The following is a 19,916-nucleotide window of genomic DNA, read 5'->3' as shown; positions in this document are numbered from 1 at the left end:
CTCGTTCCTCCGGGCGACGTGCCGATGCGGCCGGTGGCCCTGTCGTGTCGCTCGCTGCGCCGGGACGCGCCTGGGGGGCGTCGGCCCCGGTTCGCGGACCAGCGGACGGTGCACATCGACGGCATGACCCCGCCCGCGCACGGGATGCACGACCGGGTACGCCGGGGGCGCAGCCGCACGACGGCTGATGCCCGAGGAGCGGTCCTGCCCCGTCGGGGAGGAGCTCCTCGGGCATCTCACGGCCGCTGCTCCGGAGCCGTCGCCGTGGCGGCGGGGATCGCCCTGGCCGGGACGCCGGACCGGGCCGTTCGTCCCGGCCGCGCCGCCGGGATCAGAACAGCGAGTGCAGCAGCTTGTTCGGGGATCCCGCGCGCGGGTCCGTGACCTTGTCGCTGGTCGCGTTGTTGACGAGGGCGTCGCGGACCTGTGCCGGGGACGCCGTGGGGTTGTTCGCCAGGTAGAGCGCGGCGACACCCGCGGTGTGCGGGGTGGCCATCGACGTACCGGAGATGGTGTTCGTGGCGCCGTCGCCGTCCTTCCACGCGGAGATGACGTCCACGCCGGGGGCGAACAGATCGAGGCACGAACCGTAGTTGGAGAACGACGCCCGCCGGTCCCTCCTGTCCGTGGCGCCGACCGTGATGGCCTCGGGGACGCGGGCGGGCGAGTAGTTGCACGCGTTCACGGGGATGCCGATCAGGATGCCGTTGCCCGCCGCGATCGAGTAGCTGACACCCGAGGCGATGGACCGCTTCACCGCGTCGTCCAGGGCGGCGCTGGCGCTGCCGCCCAGGCTCATGTTGGCCACGGCCGGCTTGGACGCGTTCGCCGTCACCCAGTCGACGCCCGCGATGACGCCCTCGGTCGTACCGGAGCCGTCGCAGCCCAGGACGCGAACCGCGATCAGGTTGACGTCCTTGGCGACCCCGTACGTCTTGCCGCCCACGGTGCCGGCGACATGTGTGCCGTGGCCCTGGCAGTCCTGGCCGTTCCGGCCGTCGCCGACGGTGTCCGTGCCGACGCCCGCCCGGCCGCCGAACTCGGCGTGCGAGGTGCGGATGCCGGTGTCGATGATGTACGCGTTCACGTTCGCGGCCGTCGCGTTGTACGTGTACGTCGTCGACAGCGGCAGACTGCGCTGGTCCACGCGGTCCAGACCCCAGGTCGCGTTCGTCTGGGTCTCGTTGAGGCGGATGACGCTGTTCTGCTCCACGTAGGCCACCCGCGGGTCGGCGGCGAGCCGTTCGGCCTTGGCCTTGGACATGGAGGCGGAGAAGCCGTTCAGCACCGACCGGAAGACGCGCTTGGGGGTCACGTCCTCGGCGGCGGCGAGTTCGGAGACACGGGTGCCGTCGTCCTTCAGGACGACGATCCAGCTGTTCTGTACGGCGGTTGCAGTGGGGGCGAGACGGAGATCGCCGAGCGGCGCGCTGTGCGCTGTGGGGGTGACGGCGAACTGGAGACCGGCCGCGACGACGGCTGCGGAGAGCAGCGCGCCCATACGTATGGAGCGGCGGGCAGTGAATCTCATCTCGTGCACCTGACCTCTCTCTTTGATCGGAGCATGACAAACATCCGCGCGGCGGTGCGGATGCCGGCACAGCGTCTCGTGAGGTGATGCGGCACACAAGGGGTTGTTACCGATGGGTTGGAGCAAAAGCCCTGGTGGCATGGGTAATTTGGCGGACATCGGCGACATCCGCACGGTGCGCACGGGCTTGTGCGGTCCCGTCACGCATCGGGATGAACCAGCCATGAGCGACATGCGGTGAAGTGCTGGACGGTGACGGTGAAACCACTCCGCTCGAGGCGTCCCGGAGACCCGGCCGGAAGCCCGCACGGCTCGTTGCGCCCACCGGCGCGTCCCGTCGAGCGCCCTGGCCGTACGCGCGCCCGGTCCGTCCCGCACACCTGGAGTTCCTGATTCCGTGTACCGCGGCTGGTGTACGGCGAGGGCATCCGGTACTACCCGAGGAGGTCATGGAGTTCCGACCGGCGGCAGCGGAAACCGGGCCGGCCGTCCGCTTATGGTTTCGGGCATGAGGATCCGACTCCCCGGACGAGCCGTGCTGCCCCGGCGCCGAAGCCGATGGCTCGCGGCCGTCGCCGCCTTCGCCGTGCTCGGGGGCGCGGGCACCTGGACCGCCGCGGCCTCGGACGACGAGCCCGCCGTGCACCGCGAGGACCGGGTGCTGACCGTGCCGGGCGCGAGGATCGACACCTCGTACTTCACGTCCGGGGACGGCCGCAGGCCCGCGGTGCTGATCGGGCACGGCTTCGGCAGCAGCAAGGACTCCGTACGGCAGCAGGCCGAGGCGCTGGCGAGGGACGGCTACGCCGTCATGACCTGGTCCGCGCGCGGCTTCGGCAAGTCCACCGGCACCATCGGGCTGAACGACCCCGAGCACGAGGTCAAGGACGTCTCACGGCTGATCGACTGGCTCGCCGGGCGACCGGAGGTGGAGCTGGACGCCGAGGGCGACCCCCGCGTCGGGGTCACCGGAGCGTCCTACGGAGGCGCCGTCGCCCTGCTCGCGGCGGGCCACGACCGCAGGGTCGATGCCATCGCTCCGCAGATCACGTACTGGAACCTCGCTGACGCGCTCTTCCCGGACGGCGTCTTCAAGAAGCTCTGGGCGGGCATGTTCTTCACGGTCGGTTCGGCCGGCGGGTCGGGGCTCGTTCCCGACGCCGGTGAACAGCCCGCGGACGCTCCCGCCGGGGCCGGAGCAGGCAACGGCAGGGCCCGGGACGGCGAAGCCGGCACCGACGCGGGCACCGGAGCCCCGACGCAGCCCGGCGCCACGGGCCGTGACGACGACCGCGCCTCCGCCGGGCGGCCCGCGGCGCCCTGCGGACGTTTCGAGCCCGCCCTGTGCGCCATGTACGAGCGCGTCGCGACCAGCGGGAGGCCCGACGCCGAGGCCCGGGCTCTGTTGGAGGCCCGCAGCCCGTCCACGGTGGCCGGCCGGATCAAGGTACCCGCGCTCATCGTCCAGGGACAGTCCGACTCGCTCTTCCCGCTCTCCCACGCCGACGCCATGGCCGAGGCGATCGCCGGCAACGGCGCGCCCGTCGCCGTCGACTGGATCGCCGGCGGACACGACGGCGGCGATCTGGAGACGGCACGGGTGCAGGGACGGATCTCCGCCTGGTTCGACCGCTACCTGAACGGAGACGAGGGCGCCGACCCCGGCCCCGCTTTCCGCGTCAGCCGGACCGGCGGCGTCGACTCCACCGATGGACAGGCGACCCTGCGCGGAGCCACGGCCGATGCGTATCCGGGCCTGGGAGCGGGACGCCGCGAGTTCGCACTGGCCGGCGGGACGCAGACCTTCCGGAACCCCGCCGGGGCCAACCCGCCGGGGATCTCCAGCGTGCCCGGACTGGGCGGCGGGCTCTCGCGGTTCTCCTCGCTCGGCGTCGGGCTCTCACTCGACTTCCCCGGGCAGCACGCCCGCTTCGACTCGGCGCCGCTCGACCGCCGCACCCGGATCACCGGCTCGCCCACCGTCCGGGTGCAGGTCGCTTCGGACAGCGGGGAAGCGGTCCTCTTCGGCAAGGTCTACGACGTCGGCCCGGACGGCCGACAGCAGGTGCTCCCCGCTCAGCTCGTCGCCCCGGTCCGGATCGAGGACGCCAAGGCCGGCCGGACCGTCGAACTGACGCTCCCCGCAGTGGACCACGAGGTGGAGGCGGGCCACCGCCTCCGGCTCGTGCTCGCGGCCACCGACCTCGCCCACGCCTCACCCGCCACCCCGGCGGCCTACGCCGTCACCCCCGCAGGACCCCTGAGCGTGCCCACCGCACCCGGAGTCACCACCCAGGCGGCCGGTACGCCCTGGTGGGTGTGGGGCCTCCCAGCGGCGGGCGCGTCGATCGCGGCCGTTCTGCTGCTCACCGCGCACCGCCGGACCTCGGCGCCCGCCCCGGACCCCGGACTCGCCGACGTACCGCTGCAGATCACCGGACTCGCCAAGCGGTACGCCGGGTCGTCAGACCGGTACGCGGTCCGGGACCTCTCCCTCCGCGTCGAGAAGGGCCAGGTGCTCGGGCTCCTCGGCCCCAACGGCGCCGGCAAGACCACCACGCTCCGCATGCTGATGGGACTCATCACCCCCGACGACGGCGAGATCAGGGTCTTCGGACACGCCGTCAGGCCCGGGGCGCCCGTGCTCTCCCGGGTCGGCGCCTTCGTCGAGGGCGCGGGCTTCCTGCCGCATCTGTCCGGCCGGGAGAACCTGGAGCTGTACTGGCGGGCCACCGGCCGACCCGCCGAGGACTCCCACGTCGAGGAGGCCCTGGAGATCGCGGGCCTCGGCGACGCCCTCGCCCGCGCGGTCCGCACCTACTCGCAGGGCATGCGGCAGCGCCTCGCCATCGCGCAGGCCATGCTCGGACTGCCGGATCTCCTCATCCTGGACGAACCCACCAACGGACTGGACCCGCCGCAGATCCGCGAGATGCGGGAGGTGATGATCCGGTACGCCGCCGGAGGCCGGACCGTCATCGTCTCCAGCCACCTCCTCTCGGAGGTCGAGCAGTCCTGCACGCATCTCGTCGTCATGGACCGCGGTCGCCTGGTGCAGGCGGGCCCCGTCGCCGACATCACCGGCGCCGGCGACACCCTGCTGGTGACGACGGCCGACGAACCGTCGGCACCGCTCGTGGAGAAGATCGCCGCACTGCCGGGGGTCGGATCCGCCGTCCGCGCCGACGGAGGCGGGGGCGTGCTGGTCCGCCTCGACGGTGCGAGCGCCGCCACCCTGGTCGCCGAACTCGTCCGGCTGGACGTGCCGGTGACCGGAGTCGGACCGCACCGGCGACTGGAGGACGCGTTCCTCACCCTGATCGGAGGAGCATCCGCATGAGCACCACCCCCGTGCGCCCCGGCACCCGCGCGGCCGGTGTGCCGACCGCGCCCGGTTACCGGGCCCGGCGCACCCTGCCGCTGCGCGTCGAGGCGGTGCGCCAGCTGAAGCGGCGGCGGACGCTCGTGATGGGAGCGATCCTGGCGGCGCTGCCGTTCGTACTGATCGCGGCCTTCGCGATCGGCGGCTCACCCGATGAGCGCGGCGACGGCGGCGGCCGGATCAACCTGATGGACACGGCGACCGCTTCGGGCGCCAACTTCGCCGCCACCTGCCTGTTCGTGTCGGCAGGGTTCCTGCTGGTGGTGCCGGTCGCACTGTTCTGCGGCGACACCGTGGCGTCCGAGGCGAGCTGGTCGTCCCTGCGGTATCTGCTGGCGGCGCCCGTCCCCCGGTCCCGGCTCCTGTGGTCGAAACTGGCGGTCGCGCTGGGCTTCAGTGCGGCGGCGATGCTCCTGCTGCCGCTGGTCGGTCTGGCGGTGGGGACCGTGGCGTACGGCTGGGGGCCCCTGCGGCTGCCGACCGGCGGCTCGCTGGCGACGGCCGACACGCTGCCCAGGCTCGCGCTGGTCGTGGCGTACATCTTCGTCTCCCAACTGGTCACCGCCGGACTCGCGTTCTGGCTCTCCACCAAGACCGACGCACCGCTGGGAGCGGTCGGCGGCGCGGTCGGGCTGACGATCATCGGGAACGTCCTGGACGCCGTGACGGCGCTCGGTTCGTGGCGCGACTTCCTGCCGGCGCACTGGCAGTTCGCCTGGGCGGACGCCCTCCAGCCTCAGCTCGAATGGGGCGGGATGCTGAAGGGCACGGCGGTGTCCGTGACCTTCGCCATGGTGCTGATCGCCCTGGCCTTCCGCGGGTTCGCCCGCAAGGACATCGTGTCCTGAGCGGCCCGCAAGCCCCGTTCCGTGCGGTGCCGGACGCGCCCCGGCGGCCTCCCCGCATGTGCGCCCGCCGCCGCAACCGTCCCGCCACGGGCGGCCGTTGCCGCATCGAGACCCATCCGCAACGCGTTCGTCTGCTCCGTCGGTCCGCCCCGGACGTCACATTCACAAGTGCCGACGATTTCAGGGGGCGGAGCATGACGGCCTGGACGAGGACGCGACCGACGGAGTCTCCGACGCGGTCAGGGGCACCTGCCCGTACCACGAGGGCGGCGTTGGCGGCGCTGCTCTCCGGGGCCGTGCTGCTGACCGGATGCGGTGCGGGGGCGCAGGCCGACCGCTCCTCGGCGGACGGCGGCCAGCGCCGCGCGGACGGCGCTCCGGCGCCGATGGCCCCCGACGGCGGCGGTCGTGCCGCCGAGGGCGACCGGGACGACGGAGCGCAGGGCGAGGAGAAGCACGACGCCGTCCCCGCGCCGGACCTCGTGTCCACCTTCGCCCTGGACGTGGACACGGCCTCCTACGGCTACGCGCGCCGCGCCCTTGCCGGCGGCCGGCTGCCGGAACCCGGCTCGGTGCGGCCCGAGGAGTTCGTCAACAGCTTCCGCCAGGACTATCCACGCCCCGAGGGCAACGGCTTCTCGGTGACCGTGGACGGCGCGCGGGTGGAGAGCGGGGACGGCGGGGGCTGGTCGCTGATGCGGGTCGGACTGGCCACGCGCCCGTCGAGCAGGACCGCCGAGCGGCCCCCGGCCGCGCTGACGTTCGTCGTCGACATCTCCGGGTCGATGGCCGAGCCGGGCCGGCTCGACCTGGTCAAGGAATCCCTCGGCATCCTCACCGGCCAACTCCGCGACGACGACTCCATCGCCCTGGTGACCTTCAGCGACGAGGCGGAGACCCGGCTTCCGATGACCCGCCTCGACGGCAACCGCGATCGGGTCCACGAGGTCGTCGCCTCCCTGGAGCCGACCGACTCCACCAACGTGGAGGCGGGCGTCAGCACCGGTTACGACGTCGCCGTCGAGGGCCGCAGGCGCGGCGCCAACAACCGCGTCGTGCTCCTCTCCGACGCGCTCGCCAACACCGGCGAGACCGAGGCGGACGTCATCCTGGAGCGGATCGGGAGCGCTCGGAAGGAGTTCGGCATCACCCTCTTCGGCGTCGGGGTCGGCAGCGAGTACGGCGACCAGCTCATGGAACGGCTCACGAACCGCGGTGACGGACACACCACGTACGTCTCCACACCCGCCCAGGCCCGGAAGGTCTTCGTCGACCAGCTTCCCGCCCACCTGGAACTGCGCGCCCGTGACGCCAAGGCGCAGGTCGTCTTCGACCCCGCGGCGGTCCGGGAGTTCCGCCTCGTCGGATACGAGAACCGGCATGTCGAGAACGAGGACTTCCGCGACGACCGGGTGGACGGCGGCGAGGTCGGTCCCGGCCACGCGGTCACGGCGCTGTACGCGCTGCGGCTGAAGGACGACGCCTCCGGCCGCGTGGCCACGGCGACCGTGCGCTGGCTCGACCCGCGCACCCGGGCGCCGCACGAGGCGACGGGCACCGTCGATGCGGCCGGCCTCGCCCGCGACCTGTGGTCGCGCGGCACCCCGGCGCGCCTCCAGGTCAGCGCCGCAGCCGCGTACTTCGCCCAGCGGCTGCGGGGTGCGGAGACTCCCGGCGCGCCCCGGCTGGGGGTCCTCGCGGAACGCGCGGCCGGACTGGCGCGCCGCACGGAGGACGCCTCCGTGCGCCAGCTGGCCGAGTCGATCCGCAGCGCGGACGAGCTGCTCGGCTGAGGACCGGCCGGGGCGGGGCCGGGCGCGATGACCGTCGTCACCCCCGGCCCGCCGGACGTCGCCGCGCGCGTGCCCCGCCTCGCCAAGTGGGCTGCGGAACAGTGCCGTTCGGGTCATCATGAGCACCATGGCCGACCTGCTGCTCGCCCTGGCCGTCATCGCGACCGGTCTCTACGCGGGCTTCATGCTGATCTTCCAGACGGGCGTCATGCCCGCGCTCGCCAGGCTCTCCGACGACCGCTTCGTGCCCGCGATGCGGCGCATCAACGAAGAGGTGCCGCGGCCGGTTTTCCTGGCGGTCTTCCTGGCCGTCGTCGTGTTCCCGGCCGCCGCGCTCGCCGTGCCGGGCGAGGACGGCTCGGCCACCCGGACGTGGCTGGTGCTGACGGCGCTCGTGTGCGCCGCGCTGAACCACCTGGTGACCATCGTCGGGAACGTCCCGCTGAACAAAGCGCTGGCCTCCTCGGAATCGTCGCCGGACCCCGAGGTCCGCGCCGGCTTCGAGACCAGGTGGAACCGCTATCACCGGATCCGTACCGCCCTGATCCTCGGCGCGTTCGTCCTCCTCGTCGGCGCGGCGCTGAACTGACGCGAATCCGACGGCGACCCCCGGTCCGGAACCGCTGTGCCCACGCGGCGGCCGCTCAGCGGCCGGGAAGTTCCTCCCCGCACCGGCTGCAGTACCGAGCGCCGGACTCCGTCGCCAGGCGCCCGCACTCCGGGCAGACCCGGTCCAGCAGACAGGCGGCCTCGCCGCCCTCGGACGGCGCCGCCGTCCTGATGGCGAGTCCGGGGCGCCTGCGGTGAACGCTCAGCTGCACCAGGCCGCCGGGCCCCGCGCGGAGCGCCCGCCGGCTGCCGCGCGGCAGCCAGACCACCGCGCCCGCGACCACGTCCTGCGGCCTGCCTTCCAGCTCGAGCACTCCGTCACCGGCGGCCACGAACAGCAGCACGTCCAGGTCGGGTTCCACATGCCCGGCGATCCGGCCACCGGCGGGCAGCCGCACCAGGTTCGCGTCGAGCTGCCGTGACTCCTCCGCCAGACGCCATAACGCGCCGGCCCGGTCCGGTGGCAGATCGCCGGTCAGCTCGGTCAGCAGTGCGAGCACGCCTGGCCGGGGAGTGGGCGCCATGTGTCGTTCCTCCTGCGCTCGTGTCCCCATCGGATCCTTCCGGACCCCAAAGGCCCGCATGCTACCCCGTGTTGCGTGCCCACCCGAGCCGGACAAGCCACGTGTGCCGATCGCCCGAGGGCCCCATGGGAGGGTGCCCTGCCGGCCCGCGCTGCGCCGAGCGGGTGAGCCGCCCCGCCGTGGCCGTGCCGTGGTGACGCCGCCGCGAACCGGGATGCGCATACGGTCGTCCCGTGTTCTCTACCCTCCGCACCCGACACCGGGGACCCCGCGTCCCGGCACGGATCCGGGCCGGGACGCGGAGATCCCCGCCGGGCGCCGACCCGGGATCGCCCCCACGGACCGCGGATCCGGTCCGGGAGACCGATGGGGACCCGGGCCGGTGCCCCACGGCGGAGCCCACCCGCCGCGACGGATGGGCTCCGCCGTGCACCGGCCCGTGAGGTTCCGGGCACGCCCGACTCCCCGGCCCTCCCGGGCCGCCCAACAACCTTCGGAGGAAGTCATGTCCCGTCCCCTCCACTCCCGAGGAGTTCGGCGCATCACCCTGGACGCCGACGGCCTGCCGCTCTCCGCCCTGCTGGCCGTCCCCGCGGGCACACCGCGCGCCACGGTCGTCGCCCTGCACGGCGGGGGCATGAACGCCGGCTACTTCGACGGCCAGGCGAACCCGGACCTGTCCCTGCTCACCCTCGGAGCCCGCCTCGGCTACACCGTCCTCGCGCTGGACCGCCCCGGCTACGGAGCCTCCGCCGAACGGCTGCCCGAGGGCCAGACCCTCGCCGAGCAGGCCGCGACGCTGAGCGCCGCCCTGGGGGGCTTCACCTCCGTCCACCCGCACGGCGCGGGCCTGTTCCTGCTCGCGCACTCCTACGGCGGCAAGCTCGCGCTGACGGCGGCCGCGCGGGCCGTCCACGACCGGCTGCTCGGCCTGGACATCTCCGGCTGCGGTCACCGTTACGACGTCGTCCCGGAGGAACTGCCCGACGAGGGGGCCCACGGAAGCCGAAGGCTCAACTGGGGGCCGCTCAGCCTGTACCCGCCGGAGACCTTCACCACCGCGGCCTCGATCGTGGCAGGGATGCCGGCCCGGGAGCGCAGGGAAGCGGCGCGCTGGCCGGAGGAGTTCCCCGTCGTAGCCGGCGGCGTACGCGTGCCCGTCCGGTTGACGTTCGCCGAGTTCGAGGCCTGGTGGCGCCATGACGAAGAGGCGGTGTCCGAGCTGACCGCGCAGCTCGCCGCGCCGCGCATCGTGGTGGACCGGCTGCCGCGCGCGGGGCACAACATCAGCCTCGGATGGGCGGCGCGCGCCTACCATCTGCGGGCTCTGGGCTTCCTGGAGGAGTGCCTGCAGTCCGCAGACGGCGGCCGGGACGGGTCCGGCACGCCACCCGAGCCGCACGCGGCGGCGGTCTGAACGGTGACGGGCCCGTTCCGGTCGCTGGCGGTACGCAACTTCCGGCTCTTCACCGCCGGCCAGGTCGTGTCCGTGGCCGGCACCTGGATGATGATCGTCGCCCAGGACTGGCTGGTTCTCGCCCTGACGGACGACTCCGCCGGCGCGCTCGGGGTGGTGACGGCCCTGCAGTTCACCCCGCTGCTCCTGCTCACCCTCTTCGGCGGTCGTCTGGCGGACCGTCACGACAAGCGGATGCTGCTGACGGTGGCCAACGCAATCTCGGCGGTCCTCGCCCTGCTGCTCGCCGCGCTCGTGCTGGGCGGGGAGGTGCGCCTGTGGCACATCGGCCTGTTCGCGCTGGCGCTCGGCGTCGTCAACGCGGTCGAGGTGCCCGCCCGGGTGTCGTTCGTCAGCGAGATGGTCGGCGCGGAACTGCTGCCGAACGCCTCGGCCCTGAGCGCCGCCTACTTCAGCACCGCCCGCGTCGTCGGGCCGGCCCTGGCCGGGATGATGATCGCTGCCCTGGGCACGGGCTGGGTGATGCTGCTCAACGCGGTGAGCTATCTGGCGACGGTGGTGGCGCTGCGCATGATGCGCCCGCAGGAGCTGCACCGCCGTGCCCCGGAGACCCGGGCGAGGATCGTCGACGGGCTGCGTCATGTGCTGGCCCGGCCGGACCTGGTGCTGCCGCTGGCGCTGCTCGCGGTCGTCGGACTGTGCGGGCTGAACTTCCAGTTGACCCTCCCGCTGCTGGCGAAGACCGTCTTCGGCGCGGACGTGGATGCCTTCGGGCTGCTGACCACGGCGTTCGCCGCCGGCTCGCTCGCGGCGGCGCTCGCCACCACCGCGCGCCGCCACCGTCCGTCGGGCCGGACGGTGGTCGTGTCGGCGCTCCTGTTCGGGGCGCTGGAGACGGTGGCCGGATGGTCGCCCGGCTTCGTGGCCGCCATGGTGCTGCTCGCGCTCACCGGTTTCGCCTCGATCTACTTCGTGCAGGCGGCCAACCACCGCATCCAGCTGGGCAGCGATCCGCGCTACCGCGGCCGGGTCATGGCGCTCTACGCCCTGATCGTCCAGGGGTCCACCCCGCTGGGCGCACTGGGTACCGGCTGGCTCGCCGAGCGCTTCGGCGCGCGCTCGGGGCTGGTCGTCGGCGGCCTTGTGTCCCTGGCTGCCGCGATCGCGGCACTGCTGGTGGAGCGTGCGACGGCGCGGGGGGCAGGGGTGGAGGCGGGCCGAACCGGAGCGGCGGGTGCGGCACCTCCGCCGCCGGAATCACCGGAGGCAGCCGGGCCGCCAGGTACGAGGGAGCGGGACAGGACGCTCTGACCCTCCGCCGGGCGGGGCAGGTGCCCGGCCGCCGGGCACCATCTGCCGAGCGCGGCGGCGTGGGCACGCCCCGGGGCATCCGTCCCGGGCGGACGGATCCGCGTCCCCGCCCCGTACGGGAGTGGCCGCGCGGCGCCCGCCCGTACGCATACCCTGCCTGCAGCGCACCGCCTCAGCCGCCGACCGGGGACCCACGTGAGCGACCAGCCGAACCAGCCCAGCGAACCCGTGCCGTCCACCTCCGCCGGCCGGCCCCGGCCACCCGCGGACCTCGGGCATCCCGGCTCGGGCGGAAGGCCGTTCCTGTACGTCGTCGTCTGCGCTGCGGGAATCGCGGGGGGCGTCGGCAAGCTCATCACGGCGGCGCAGCAGCGGAACTGGGACGTCGGGGTCGTCGCCACACCCCAGGGCCTGGGCTTCATCGACCGGAGTGCCGTCGAGACCCAGACCGGACATCCGATCCGATCGGCCTGGCGGCGGCCCGGCGACCCCCGCCCGCTGCCTCCCCCCGACGCGATAGCGGTGGCCCCGGCCACTTTCAACACCATCAACAAGTGGGCGGCCGGGATCTCCGACACCCTGGCACTGGGCATCCTGTGCGAGGCGTACGGCTCGGGCGTCCCGATCGCCGTGCTGCCGTGCCTGAACGCGGCCCAGGCGGCCCACCCCGCCTACCGGGAGAGCCTGGAGCGGCTGCGGGGGATGGGCGTGCTGATCGGTTCCCACGAACCGTCCGTGCAGCCGGAGACCGGCGGTACCGACGTGTTCCGCTGGGAGGAGGCGCTCGAACTGCTCACGCCGAGGCCCGTTTCCTGAACGCGGATCGTGCGCTCGGGGCGGCGAAGCAGCCGCCCTGGAACGACCGCCCCCGGTAGCCACCCAGAGGTGGCGCGCCCGGTGGTCCGGCGCTTACGCGTCCACTACCACCCGCCCGCTAGGGTGCCTCTGACCAGCAAGAAGGCCCTCCCGATGGGAGGGCCCGCGGGCCGTACGCGCTGTGCGCCCCCGGCAGGACTCGAACCTGCGGCCAAGCGCTTAGAAGGCGCCTGCTCTATCCACTGAGCTACGGGGGCCCGGTGTGGCCTCGGTGGCCTGGAGCCCCTGGTGGGTCGGCCGTGACCTTGCCGGGACAAGGATAGGGCTCCGATCGCCCTGCCCCGGATGCTTCACCTGCGTGGCACGATGTGGAGGTTCAGTGAAGCGAACCGATAATCGCAGGCAGATGCGATTCTCGCAGCGCTTTTTTCACGTCACACCTCGGGTGTTGTGCACTCGTTATGCCTGCGCCCCACTCGTCCCGTCTGTCCCGTCGGTCTGATCGGCGCGCAGGAGGGCTCATACGCTTCAAAAAACCTCCAAAATTGGGCATTCTTCGCATGTGGTGACCATGGAAGTACGGCCTCAGCTCATCGACGCACTCTCCGCCCTGCGCGACCGAGTCGCAGCCGTGCGTCTTCCACTCCCCCTTCCAGGTGCTCCGCGGGCGCGGCAGACGAGAGCCGAGCTGCTCGCGCAGCTCGACGACTATCTGGTGCCCCGGCTGAAGGACCCCGACGCGCCGCTGCTCGCGGTCGTCGGCGGTTCGACGGGAGCCGGCAAGTCCACCCTGGTCAACTCCCTTGTCGGGCGGCGGGTGACCGAGGCGGGGGTGCTGCGGCCGACGACGCGCACGCCCGTGCTCGTCTGCCACCCGGACGATCGCCACTGGTTCGCCGGCATGCGCGTACTGCCGAACTTCACCCGCGTATGGCTGCCGCAGCAGGACGAGACGGAGCAGTCGCCCGGACCCGTGCGCGGCAGGACGAAGACCAAGGCCAAGCCCGAGGAGAGGGCGCTGCGGATCGAGACCGCGGCGTCGCTTCCGCCCGGGCTGGCCCTGCTCGACGCGCCCGACATCGACTCCCTCGTCGTCGAGAACCGGATCATGGCCTCCGAGCTGATCTGCGCCGCGGACGTATGGGTCATGGTCACCACGGCCTCCCGGTACGCGGACGCGGTCCCCTGGCATCTGCTCCGCACGGCCAAGGAGTACGACGCCATGCTCGTGACGGTGCTCGACCGGGTGCCGCACCAGGTGATCAACGAGGTGTCCCGGCAGTACGCGGCCCTGCTCACCAAGGCCGGGCTCGGGCACGTACCGCGCTTCACGATCCCGGAGCTGCCCGAGTCCGCGGGCGGCGGCCGGGGGCTGCTCCCGGACACCGCCGTCGCCGCGCTCCGCGACTGGCTGGCGCACCGGGCCCTGGATCCCGCCGCGCGCCAGCAGACGGTCGTCCGTACCGCCGCCGGGGTCATCGACTCGCTGAACGCCAGGATGCCGGAGCTCGCGGGGGCCGTGGCCGCCCAGTACGCGGCCGCCGTGCGCCTCTCCGCCGCGGTCGAGGAGGCGTACGGCGTGGAGACCGAGCGGGTGCGCAAGCAGGTTCAGCGCGGATCCGTCCTCGCGGGTGACGCGCGCACCCGATGGCGGGGCTGGCCGCGCGACAGTTCGGCCGGCGAGCTCCTCGACGCGCTGGCGGAGAGCCTGACCGCCCTGCTGCAGTGCGCGGTCGCCGCCGCCGACGAGCGGCTCCAGGAGGCATGGAGGCGCGAACCGGCCGGGCCCGCGCTCGCCCGGCACTCGCGGGCCGACGGGGAGACGTCCGAGCGCATCGGCATGGCCGTACGGCGCTGGCGGCGCGTCATCGAGGAGCTCGCCGAGGAGGAGGTCCGCGCGATGGAACGCCCCGCCGCGCCCGACTCCGAGACGGTCGCCGCGCTGCTCGCCACCGCGCTGCTCGGCGGCCGGCGCGCCAGGGCCGCCGGGGAACTCCTGGCGGAGCGGATGGGCGCCCAGGGCGCGCTCAGGCTGCGCGACAGGGGCGGGGAGCTGGTGACCACGTACATCGAACGCGTCATGAACGAGGAGCGCGACCGGCGCCTCGCGCCGCTCGACTCCCTCGAACTGTGCCCGGAGCCGCAGGCCGAGCTGATCGCCGCGCTGTCCGTACTGCAGAAGGAGAGGTGACCGCGGTGAAGGCAGTCACTGGCGAGACCGAGGACCGCCGCTCGGCGGGCGGAGCCGGGAGCGGATCCGGGAACGCGTCCGGGGCGCAGAGCGAGCCAGGGGCCGGCGGTGATACCGCGGCCGGGAGCGCGGCCCCGGGGCCCCGCGGCCGCCTCGGCGGGAAAGCCCGTCCCGAGGACGAGCACGCGTCCTCCGGGGGCGGTGAGCGGGCGCAGGGCGACGGGGCCGAGGGTGACACGGACCCCGCGTCGCGCACCGAGGGGAGGCGCGAGGGCGGCCGGGAGGCCGGTGCTCCCGAGGACGGCGACGGCGACCGGTGGGACGACGGTCTGATCGCCCGCCGGGCCGTCGACCCGTCCGATCTCGCAGGCGACGACGGCTCGCTGGTCGGCGGCGAGGGCCACGTCCCCATCGGCGGCCCGTACGCAGCGCCGCTGCGCGGCAGGCTGGACGCGCTCCGTGAACTCGTCGGCCTCTCCCGCACCCGCCTCGACGACAAGGCCCTGGCAGAGGCGGGCCGCGTGCTCGACGAGGCGGCGGCGCGGCAGCAGCTGTCGGCGAGGCACACCGTCGTCGCCATCGCGGGCTCCACCGGCAGCGGTAAGTCGACCCTCTTCAACGCCCTGGCCGGGGTGCCGATTTCGGAGACCGGGCTGCGCCGGCCGACGACGTCCGCACCGATCTCGCTCAGCTGGTCCGAAGGGTCCGCCGGGCTCCTCGACCGGCTCGCCATCCCGCCCCGGCTGCGTCGCAGGCCGCTCGCGGGCGGAAGCGGCGACGAGGGGCTGCAGGGCCTCGTCCTGGTGGATCTTCCCGACCACGACTCGGCGATGACGGTGCACCGGGAGCAGGTGGACCGGGTCCTCAAACTCGTCGACGCGGTCATCTGGGTCGTCGACCCGGAGAAGTACGCGGACGCAGCACTCCACGAGCGCTATCTGCGGCCCCTCGCGGGGCACGCCGAGATCACCTTCGTCGTCCTCAACCAGATCGACCGGCTGCCGGGCGATGCCGCCGACCAAGTGCTGGACGACCTGCGCAGACTGCTCGACGAGGACGGTATGGCGGTCGGTGAGCACGGCGAGCCGGGCGCCACCGTCCTCGCGCTGTCGGCTCTCACCGGTGAGGGCGTCGGCGAGCTGCGGGAACTGCTCGGCCGACTCGTCCAGGAGAAGTCCGCCGCGGCCCGCCGCGTCTCCGCCGACATCGACGCGGCGGCCGGCCGGCTGCGGTCCATGTACGTCGCCGACGGCCGGCCGGGTCTCAGCGAGCGAGCCCGGGACGACTTCACCGCCCGGCTGGCGAACGCGGTCGGCGCCACCGCCGTCGGCGAGGAGGCCGAACGCCGGTGGCGCAGGAACGCCGGGAGGGCCTGCGGGACGCCGTGGCTGCGGCTGTGGCGCTGGTACGAACGCGTGCGCATGCCCGGCGGGGGGCTGCCCCAGCCCACGCAGCCGGCGGAGGAGGAGCTCACGGCCCGTCAGCGCGTCGAGCAGGCGGTACGAACGGTGGCCGACGACGCTGCCCACGGACTGCCGGCCCCGTGGGCGCAGGCGGTGCACGAGGCGGCGGTGCGCGGTGCGGAGGGGCTTCCGGAGGAGCTCGACGACCTGGCCGCCGAACTGGGCACGCCCAGCGGCCGTCTGCCGCGTCCGGCGTGGTGGCCTGCGGCGGTGTTCGTTCAGGTGTGCATGACGCTGCTGCAGGTCTTCGGCGGGCTGTGGCTGGTGGGCCAGATCATCGGGGTACTGGAGCCGGGGCTGCTCCTTCCGGTGCTGGTGATGCTCGCCGGGATCATCGGCGGGCCGCTCGTGGAGTGGGCGTGTGCGACGGCCGCGAAGGGGCCCGCGCGACGGTACGGACAGGACGCGGAACGGCGCCTGCGGGAGGCGGCGGCGGCGTGCGGCAGGGCGAAGGTGCTGGATCCGATCGCCGCGGAACTGCTCCGCTACCGGGAGGTGCGGGAGCAGTACGGGGCGGTGTCGTTCAGACGCTGAGCGGGGCCTGGGCCGTCGTGTGCGGAGTGCGGCGTGCCGCGCGGCGGCGGACACCGCTTCCCGCGACGGGGCGGCTACCGGTGGCAGTCCGCTCGTGGGCCGGCGCAAGCGGTTCCGGAGCGAGCGGGAGAGGACCGGGGCGGCCGGGGAACGGCTGTCGGACCGCTGTTCAGGAGCACCCCGTCACCCGGGAGGGCGGCGGGGTTTTCCACAGCCGTGTCCGTGTCCACAGGCGTCGGCGGGAATGCGCCCGTCGGCGCAGCATGGATCCGTCGGCGCAGCGGCGCGGACTCCGGAAGCGGACAACGAGGCAGGGGGATCGTCATGACTGACGTGATGGTGACGCTGGTGGGGAATGTCGCGACGGCCGTGGACTACCGGGAGTCGGCGGCCGGGGGCAGGGCTCGCTTCCGGTTGGCCGTGCCCTCACGGCGGTGGGACCGGCAGCGGGACGGCTGGACCGACGGGCCCACGAGCTTCTACACGGTGTGGGCCTGGCGTGCGCTGGGTGCCAATCTCGCGGCATCGGTCGCGGTGGGCGAACCGCTCGTCGTGCACGGGCGTCTGAGGGTGCGCGAGGAGGAGTGGGAGGGCAGGCTCAGGACGTCGGTCGACGTTGACGCCGTGGCGGCCGGACACGACCTGACGCGAGGGACGTCGGCATTCCGCCGTGTGACGAGAACGGAGACGCAGCCGACGGGCCGTCACACGGCAGTCGCAGGCGCCATGGCCCCGCCGCCTGCCATGCGGTCCGGGGTACCACTGCCTCCGGCGGCTCCGGCGAACTCGACCTTGCCCGGGCCCTCGGCGGTCCCGGCCGTGGTTGCTCAGCGCGCCTCGGCCGCCCCGCCGTCGGCGACGACTCCGTCGAAGCCGCCGGGACCGGGCGAGGCGACCGAGGCGGGCCCGTCCCGCGCGGGCTCGTCCGGCTCGGCGGGCCGGGCTCGCGGCCGGTCCCGTGCCGCTTCGGCGACGGCGACGGCGACAGTGACCGGGGGCATGCGGAGAGCCGAGGAGACCGGGATTCTTCCTGCATCAGATGGTTCCGGCCCGGCATGCACTCCGGGAACCACGCCCGGAGCCCGCAGCGCGGCTGCGGCCGGTGTCCCCTGACCGCCCTGAGCTGGAGCTGTGGAGATTTGTCGATAGTCGAACGGGGATGCGCCACCGGCGATAACGATTCCGATTCGGAATGGTTGTCTGACGGTATGACGGGGGATCGGGTCGCGCCACGTCCTTAGGATTCCTCAGAACTCACGGGGCACTTGAGTCTGCCGGCGAGGCAATCCCCCACGCACCCCACGCGAAAGGGGCTCGCCCGAAGGGGAATTCTGTGTTTACTGCGCTCTCTGTACGCGGGCGGGGCGCCGCCCGGCTCGCCGTGACGGCCCTGGTGTCCGGTATGTTCGCGGCGGGCGCCTTGGCCTCCGCCGGACCGGCCGTCGCCGAGGACATCCCCCAGCACCAGGGTGGTGTGTCCGCGACGCTGGACGGCCTGACCACCTTCGACCGAGCCGTCCTGCACGACGGCGGGCAGCGCCACGAACTGCCTGCCGGGCTGTTCGAGATGACCGTCGACGGCGGGGGCAGACTCAAGACCTACTGCATCGACGTACACAACCCGACGCAGGAGCAGGCGAAGTACCTGGAGACCCCCTGGGACCAGACCTCGCTCGGCGCCAACAGCGGGGCCGGGAAGATCCGGTGGATCCTGCAGCACTCCTATCCGCAGGTCGACGACCTCATGGCACTGGCCGAACGGGCGGGCACGGGGCCGCTCACCGAGCGGACCGCGGCAGCCGGGACACAGGTGGCGATCTGGCGGTACTCGGACGGCGCCGAGGTCGAGGCGCTCGACCCCGCGGCGGAACAACTCGCCGACTGGCTCGAGAAGAAGGCCAAGAACGTGGAGGAGCCCCGTGCCTCGCTGAGCCTGGAGCCGAACGCGGTCTCGGGGAAGGCCGGCGGGCGGCTCGGGCCCGTCACGGTCCGCACCGACGCCGACCGCGTGAGCGTGACACCGCCCGCGGACTCCGCGGCCAGCGGCGTCATCGTGACGGATGCAGCCGGCAAGCCCGTCACCACCGCGGTCGACGGCAGCAGGCTCTACTTCGACGTGCCGGCGGGTGCTACCGACGGCACGGCCGCTCTGAGCCTGCAGGCCACCACCAACGTGCCGGTGGGGCGGGCGTTCTCCGGGGTGACCAAGAGCCAGACGCAGATCCTGGCCGGCTCCAGCCGTTCCACCGTGTCCGCGACGGCCACCGGCACCTGGGCCACGAAGGGCCCGATACCCGCGCTCACAGCGAAGAAGAACTGCGCCGGGAGCGGTATCGACATCACCGCCACCAACAAGGGCGACGAGAAGTTCACCTTCGAACTGCTGGGGCTCAAGCACGCGATAGCACCCGGTGAGTCCCGCACCGTGACGGTTCCCGTCCCCGAGGACCAGGCCTACGACTTCACGATCACGGGGCCGGGCGGGTTCTCGAAGAACTTCAAGGGCGTGCTGGACTGCAGGACCGCCGGCAGCGCAGGTCCCGTCACGGACGAGCCGGAGCCTCGACCCAGCACGGCCTCGGCCGGCGGGACGGCCGTCGACGAGAACCTGGCGGCGACCGGAGCCTCCGGCGCCACCCCGATCATCGCGGGCGTGGCCATCGGCCTCGTGGTCATCGGCGGCGCCGCGGTCCTCTTCGTACGCGGGAAGAAGGCGCCCTCCGCGGAGGACTGAGCGATCGGCGCCACGCCCGACGGACCGAGAGCCCGAGGCCCCGACGGCCCGAGTGCCCCGGCTTCGGGGCCGTGCCACTCCGCGACGAGGGCGGGGCGCTCCCCGCCGGTCGTCTGCGAGGACTCGGGGCCTTCGCACACATGGATCCGTCCCGGCCCGGGTGGCTGCCGGGCTCCGGTGGGGGCCGCTCGCCGTATTTCCCGGACCAGTACGCTGCCCAGCGGGGGTGAGGGCAATGGAGTCGCTCGGATCCATGATCATTTTGCTGGTGTGGGGCGGAATCGCCATCGCGCTTCTGGCCGGTGCGGTCGCCGCGGTTCTGACCGTCAGGTGGCGACGGCGGACGATCGCCGAGCTGAGGAGCGAGCAGCTCGCCGCCGATGGGCGGCCATCCGCAGGGCGCTCTGACACCACCAGCTGACACCAACGACACCGGATACCGATGACCGCTCCCGGCGCGGATCCGACCCGAGTGCCGCACTCTCCATGTGCGCGGGGGCGGCTGGTGGATGCGATCTGGATCACCGTGCAGCCGCCGGGCGGATGAGCCACGCCGTCGAGACCGCACTGGCCCGGGCACTCGCCCTTGCCGGGGGCCGGCTGAGGCGGTGCCGGGCGCTTGTTGGCGGTCGACGGCGACGATCGGTGACGTACCGACCACGCGGGTGCCGGGCGAAGGGGCAGGTCGGAGGCGCTTGGCCGGACGGGTTTCGTTCCCGGGGCGGCGGTCAGGCAAGATGGGGTGTATCTGCCCACTCACTGA

14 protein-coding genes, 1 tRNA gene and 1 pseudogene are annotated in these 19,916 nt (G+C 73.4%); 12 read left to right on the top strand and 4 right to left on the bottom strand.

Annotated elements, in window-relative coordinates; translation table 11 throughout:
- Positions 1 to 331: 331 nt before the first annotated feature.
- Positions 332 to 1,501 (bottom strand): S8 family peptidase, encoded by a 1,170-nt coding sequence (locus QMZ92_RS09195; RefSeq protein ID WP_283296813.1) that lies wholly within the window; start codon positions 1,499 to 1,501, stop codon positions 332 to 334.
- A gap of 538 nt (positions 1,502 to 2,039) precedes the next feature.
- Between QMZ92_RS09195 and QMZ92_RS09190 the strand changes: the two genes are divergently transcribed.
- The 4 genes from QMZ92_RS09190 to QMZ92_RS09175 all read left to right on the top strand — a co-directional run bounded on the left by QMZ92_RS09190 (position 2,040) and on the right by QMZ92_RS09175 (position 8,143).
- On the top strand, positions 2,040 to 4,871 hold the full coding sequence (locus tag QMZ92_RS09190) for an alpha/beta fold hydrolase (protein ID WP_283296742.1): 2,832 nt from the start codon (positions 2,040 to 2,042) through the stop codon (positions 4,869 to 4,871).
- Complete coding sequence (locus QMZ92_RS09185; protein WP_283296741.1) at positions 4,868 to 5,761, top strand: ABC transporter permease; 894 nt, start codon at positions 4,868 to 4,870, stop codon at positions 5,759 to 5,761. The genes QMZ92_RS09190 and QMZ92_RS09185 overlap by 4 nt, the downstream gene beginning before the upstream one ends.
- A 194-nt stretch (positions 5,762 to 5,955) precedes the next feature.
- Positions 5,956 to 7,554, top strand: coding sequence for a vWA domain-containing protein (locus QMZ92_RS09180; RefSeq protein WP_283296740.1), 1,599 nt, complete (start codon positions 5,956 to 5,958; stop codon positions 7,552 to 7,554).
- Positions 7,555 to 7,681: 127 nt separating this feature from the next.
- A complete protein-coding gene (locus tag QMZ92_RS09175; protein ID WP_283296812.1) occupies positions 7,682 to 8,143 on the top strand; it encodes an anthrone oxygenase family protein in 462 nt (153 codons plus the stop codon).
- 55 nt (positions 8,144 to 8,198) lie between these two features.
- Here QMZ92_RS09175 and QMZ92_RS09170 read toward each other — a convergent pair whose 3' ends face one another.
- Positions 8,199 to 8,687 (bottom strand): hypothetical protein, encoded by a 489-nt coding sequence (locus QMZ92_RS09170; RefSeq protein WP_283296739.1) that lies wholly within the window; start codon positions 8,685 to 8,687, stop codon positions 8,199 to 8,201.
- Between the two features lie 505 nt (positions 8,688 to 9,192).
- Here QMZ92_RS09170 and QMZ92_RS09165 point away from each other — a divergent pair.
- The 3 genes from QMZ92_RS09165 to QMZ92_RS09155 all read left to right on the top strand — a co-directional run bounded on the left by QMZ92_RS09165 (position 9,193) and on the right by QMZ92_RS09155 (position 12,231).
- A complete protein-coding gene (locus QMZ92_RS09165) occupies positions 9,193 to 10,104 on the top strand; it encodes an alpha/beta hydrolase (RefSeq protein ID WP_283296738.1) in 912 nt (303 codons plus the stop codon).
- Between the two features lie 3 nt (positions 10,105 to 10,107).
- A complete protein-coding gene (locus QMZ92_RS09160) occupies positions 10,108 to 11,415 on the top strand; it encodes an MFS transporter (protein ID WP_283296737.1) in 1,308 nt (435 codons plus the stop codon).
- Between the two features lie 303 nt (positions 11,416 to 11,718).
- Positions 11,719 to 12,231 (top strand): flavoprotein, encoded by a 513-nt coding sequence (locus QMZ92_RS09155; protein ID WP_283296811.1) that lies wholly within the window; start codon positions 11,719 to 11,721, stop codon positions 12,229 to 12,231.
- Between the two features lie 184 nt (positions 12,232 to 12,415).
- Here QMZ92_RS09155 and QMZ92_RS09150 read toward each other — a convergent pair.
- Positions 12,416 to 12,488 (bottom strand) — tRNA-Arg (locus QMZ92_RS09150).
- 314 nt (positions 12,489 to 12,802) lie between these two features.
- Here QMZ92_RS09150 and QMZ92_RS09145 point away from each other — a divergent pair.
- The 3 genes and pseudogenes from QMZ92_RS09145 to QMZ92_RS09135 all read left to right on the top strand — a co-directional run.
- A complete protein-coding gene (locus QMZ92_RS09145) occupies positions 12,803 to 14,422 on the top strand; it encodes a dynamin family protein (protein ID WP_283296736.1) in 1,620 nt (539 codons plus the stop codon).
- Positions 14,419 to 16,419 carry a GTPase gene (locus tag QMZ92_RS09140; protein ID WP_283296735.1) on the top strand — a complete coding sequence of 667 codons (2,001 nt, stop codon included), beginning with the start codon at positions 14,419 to 14,421 and terminating at the stop codon, positions 16,417 to 16,419. The genes QMZ92_RS09145 and QMZ92_RS09140 overlap by 4 nt, the downstream gene beginning before the upstream one ends.
- 324 nt (positions 16,420 to 16,743) lie before the next feature.
- Positions 16,744 to 16,983 (top strand): annotated as a pseudogene (locus QMZ92_RS09135) (single-stranded DNA-binding protein); the annotation flags it as partial.
- Positions 16,984 to 17,246: 263 nt separating this feature from the next.
- Here QMZ92_RS09135 and QMZ92_RS09130 read toward each other — a convergent pair.
- Entirely contained in the window at positions 17,247 to 17,420 is a 174-nt protein-coding gene (locus QMZ92_RS09130; RefSeq protein ID WP_283296817.1) for a hypothetical protein, read from the bottom strand.
- Between the two features lie 401 nt (positions 17,421 to 17,821).
- Here QMZ92_RS09130 and QMZ92_RS09125 point away from each other — a divergent pair, with 401 nt between their 5' ends.
- Together QMZ92_RS09125 and QMZ92_RS09120 are read left to right on the top strand one after the other, a co-directional pair.
- Positions 17,822 to 19,153 carry a Cys-Gln thioester bond-forming surface protein gene (locus tag QMZ92_RS09125; protein WP_283296810.1) on the top strand — a complete coding sequence of 444 codons (1,332 nt, stop codon included), beginning with the start codon at positions 17,822 to 17,824 and terminating at the stop codon, positions 19,151 to 19,153.
- A gap of 253 nt (positions 19,154 to 19,406) precedes the next feature.
- Positions 19,407 to 19,574, top strand: coding sequence for a hypothetical protein (locus QMZ92_RS09120; RefSeq protein WP_283296734.1), 168 nt, complete (start codon positions 19,407 to 19,409; stop codon positions 19,572 to 19,574).
- Positions 19,575 to 19,916: the final 342 nt, after the last annotated feature.

Source organism: Streptomyces sp. HNM0645, from assembly GCF_030056615.1.
Classification (GTDB): domain Bacteria; phylum Actinomycetota; class Actinomycetes; order Streptomycetales; family Streptomycetaceae; genus Streptomyces; species Streptomyces marianii.
Note: the sequence above shows the minus strand (reverse complement) of the source record. Positions and strands in the feature narration are given on the sequence as shown.

Bases quoted from the DNA above. Each gene is read 5' to 3' on its own strand.
- QMZ92_RS09195 (WP_283296813.1), bottom strand. From the start codon at position 1,501: ATGGGCGCGCTGCTCTCCGCAGCCGTCGTCGCGGCCGGTCTCCAGTTC.
- QMZ92_RS09190 (WP_283296742.1), top strand. From the start codon at position 2,040: ATGAGGATCCGACTCCCCGGACGAGCCGTGCTGCCCCGGCGCCGAAGC.
- QMZ92_RS09185 (WP_283296741.1), top strand. From the start codon at position 4,868: ATGAGCACCACCCCCGTGCGCCCCGGCACCCGCGCGGCCGGTGTGCCG.
- QMZ92_RS09180 (WP_283296740.1), top strand. From the start codon at position 5,956: ATGACGGCCTGGACGAGGACGCGACCGACGGAGTCTCCGACGCGGTCA.
- QMZ92_RS09175 (WP_283296812.1), top strand. From the start codon at position 7,682: ATGGCCGACCTGCTGCTCGCCCTGGCCGTCATCGCGACCGGTCTCTAC.
- QMZ92_RS09170 (WP_283296739.1), bottom strand. From the start codon at position 8,687: ATGGCGCCCACTCCCCGGCCAGGCGTGCTCGCACTGCTGACCGAGCTG.
- QMZ92_RS09165 (WP_283296738.1), top strand. From the start codon at position 9,193: ATGTCCCGTCCCCTCCACTCCCGAGGAGTTCGGCGCATCACCCTGGAC.
- QMZ92_RS09145 (WP_283296736.1), top strand. From the start codon at position 12,803: ATGGAAGTACGGCCTCAGCTCATCGACGCACTCTCCGCCCTGCGCGAC.
- QMZ92_RS09130 (WP_283296817.1), bottom strand. From the start codon at position 17,420: ATGCCCCCGGTCACTGTCGCCGTCGCCGTCGCCGAAGCGGCACGGGAC.
- QMZ92_RS09125 (WP_283296810.1), top strand. From the start codon at position 17,822: ATGTTCGCGGCGGGCGCCTTGGCCTCCGCCGGACCGGCCGTCGCCGAG.
- QMZ92_RS09120 (WP_283296734.1), top strand. From the start codon at position 19,407: ATGATCATTTTGCTGGTGTGGGGCGGAATCGCCATCGCGCTTCTGGCC.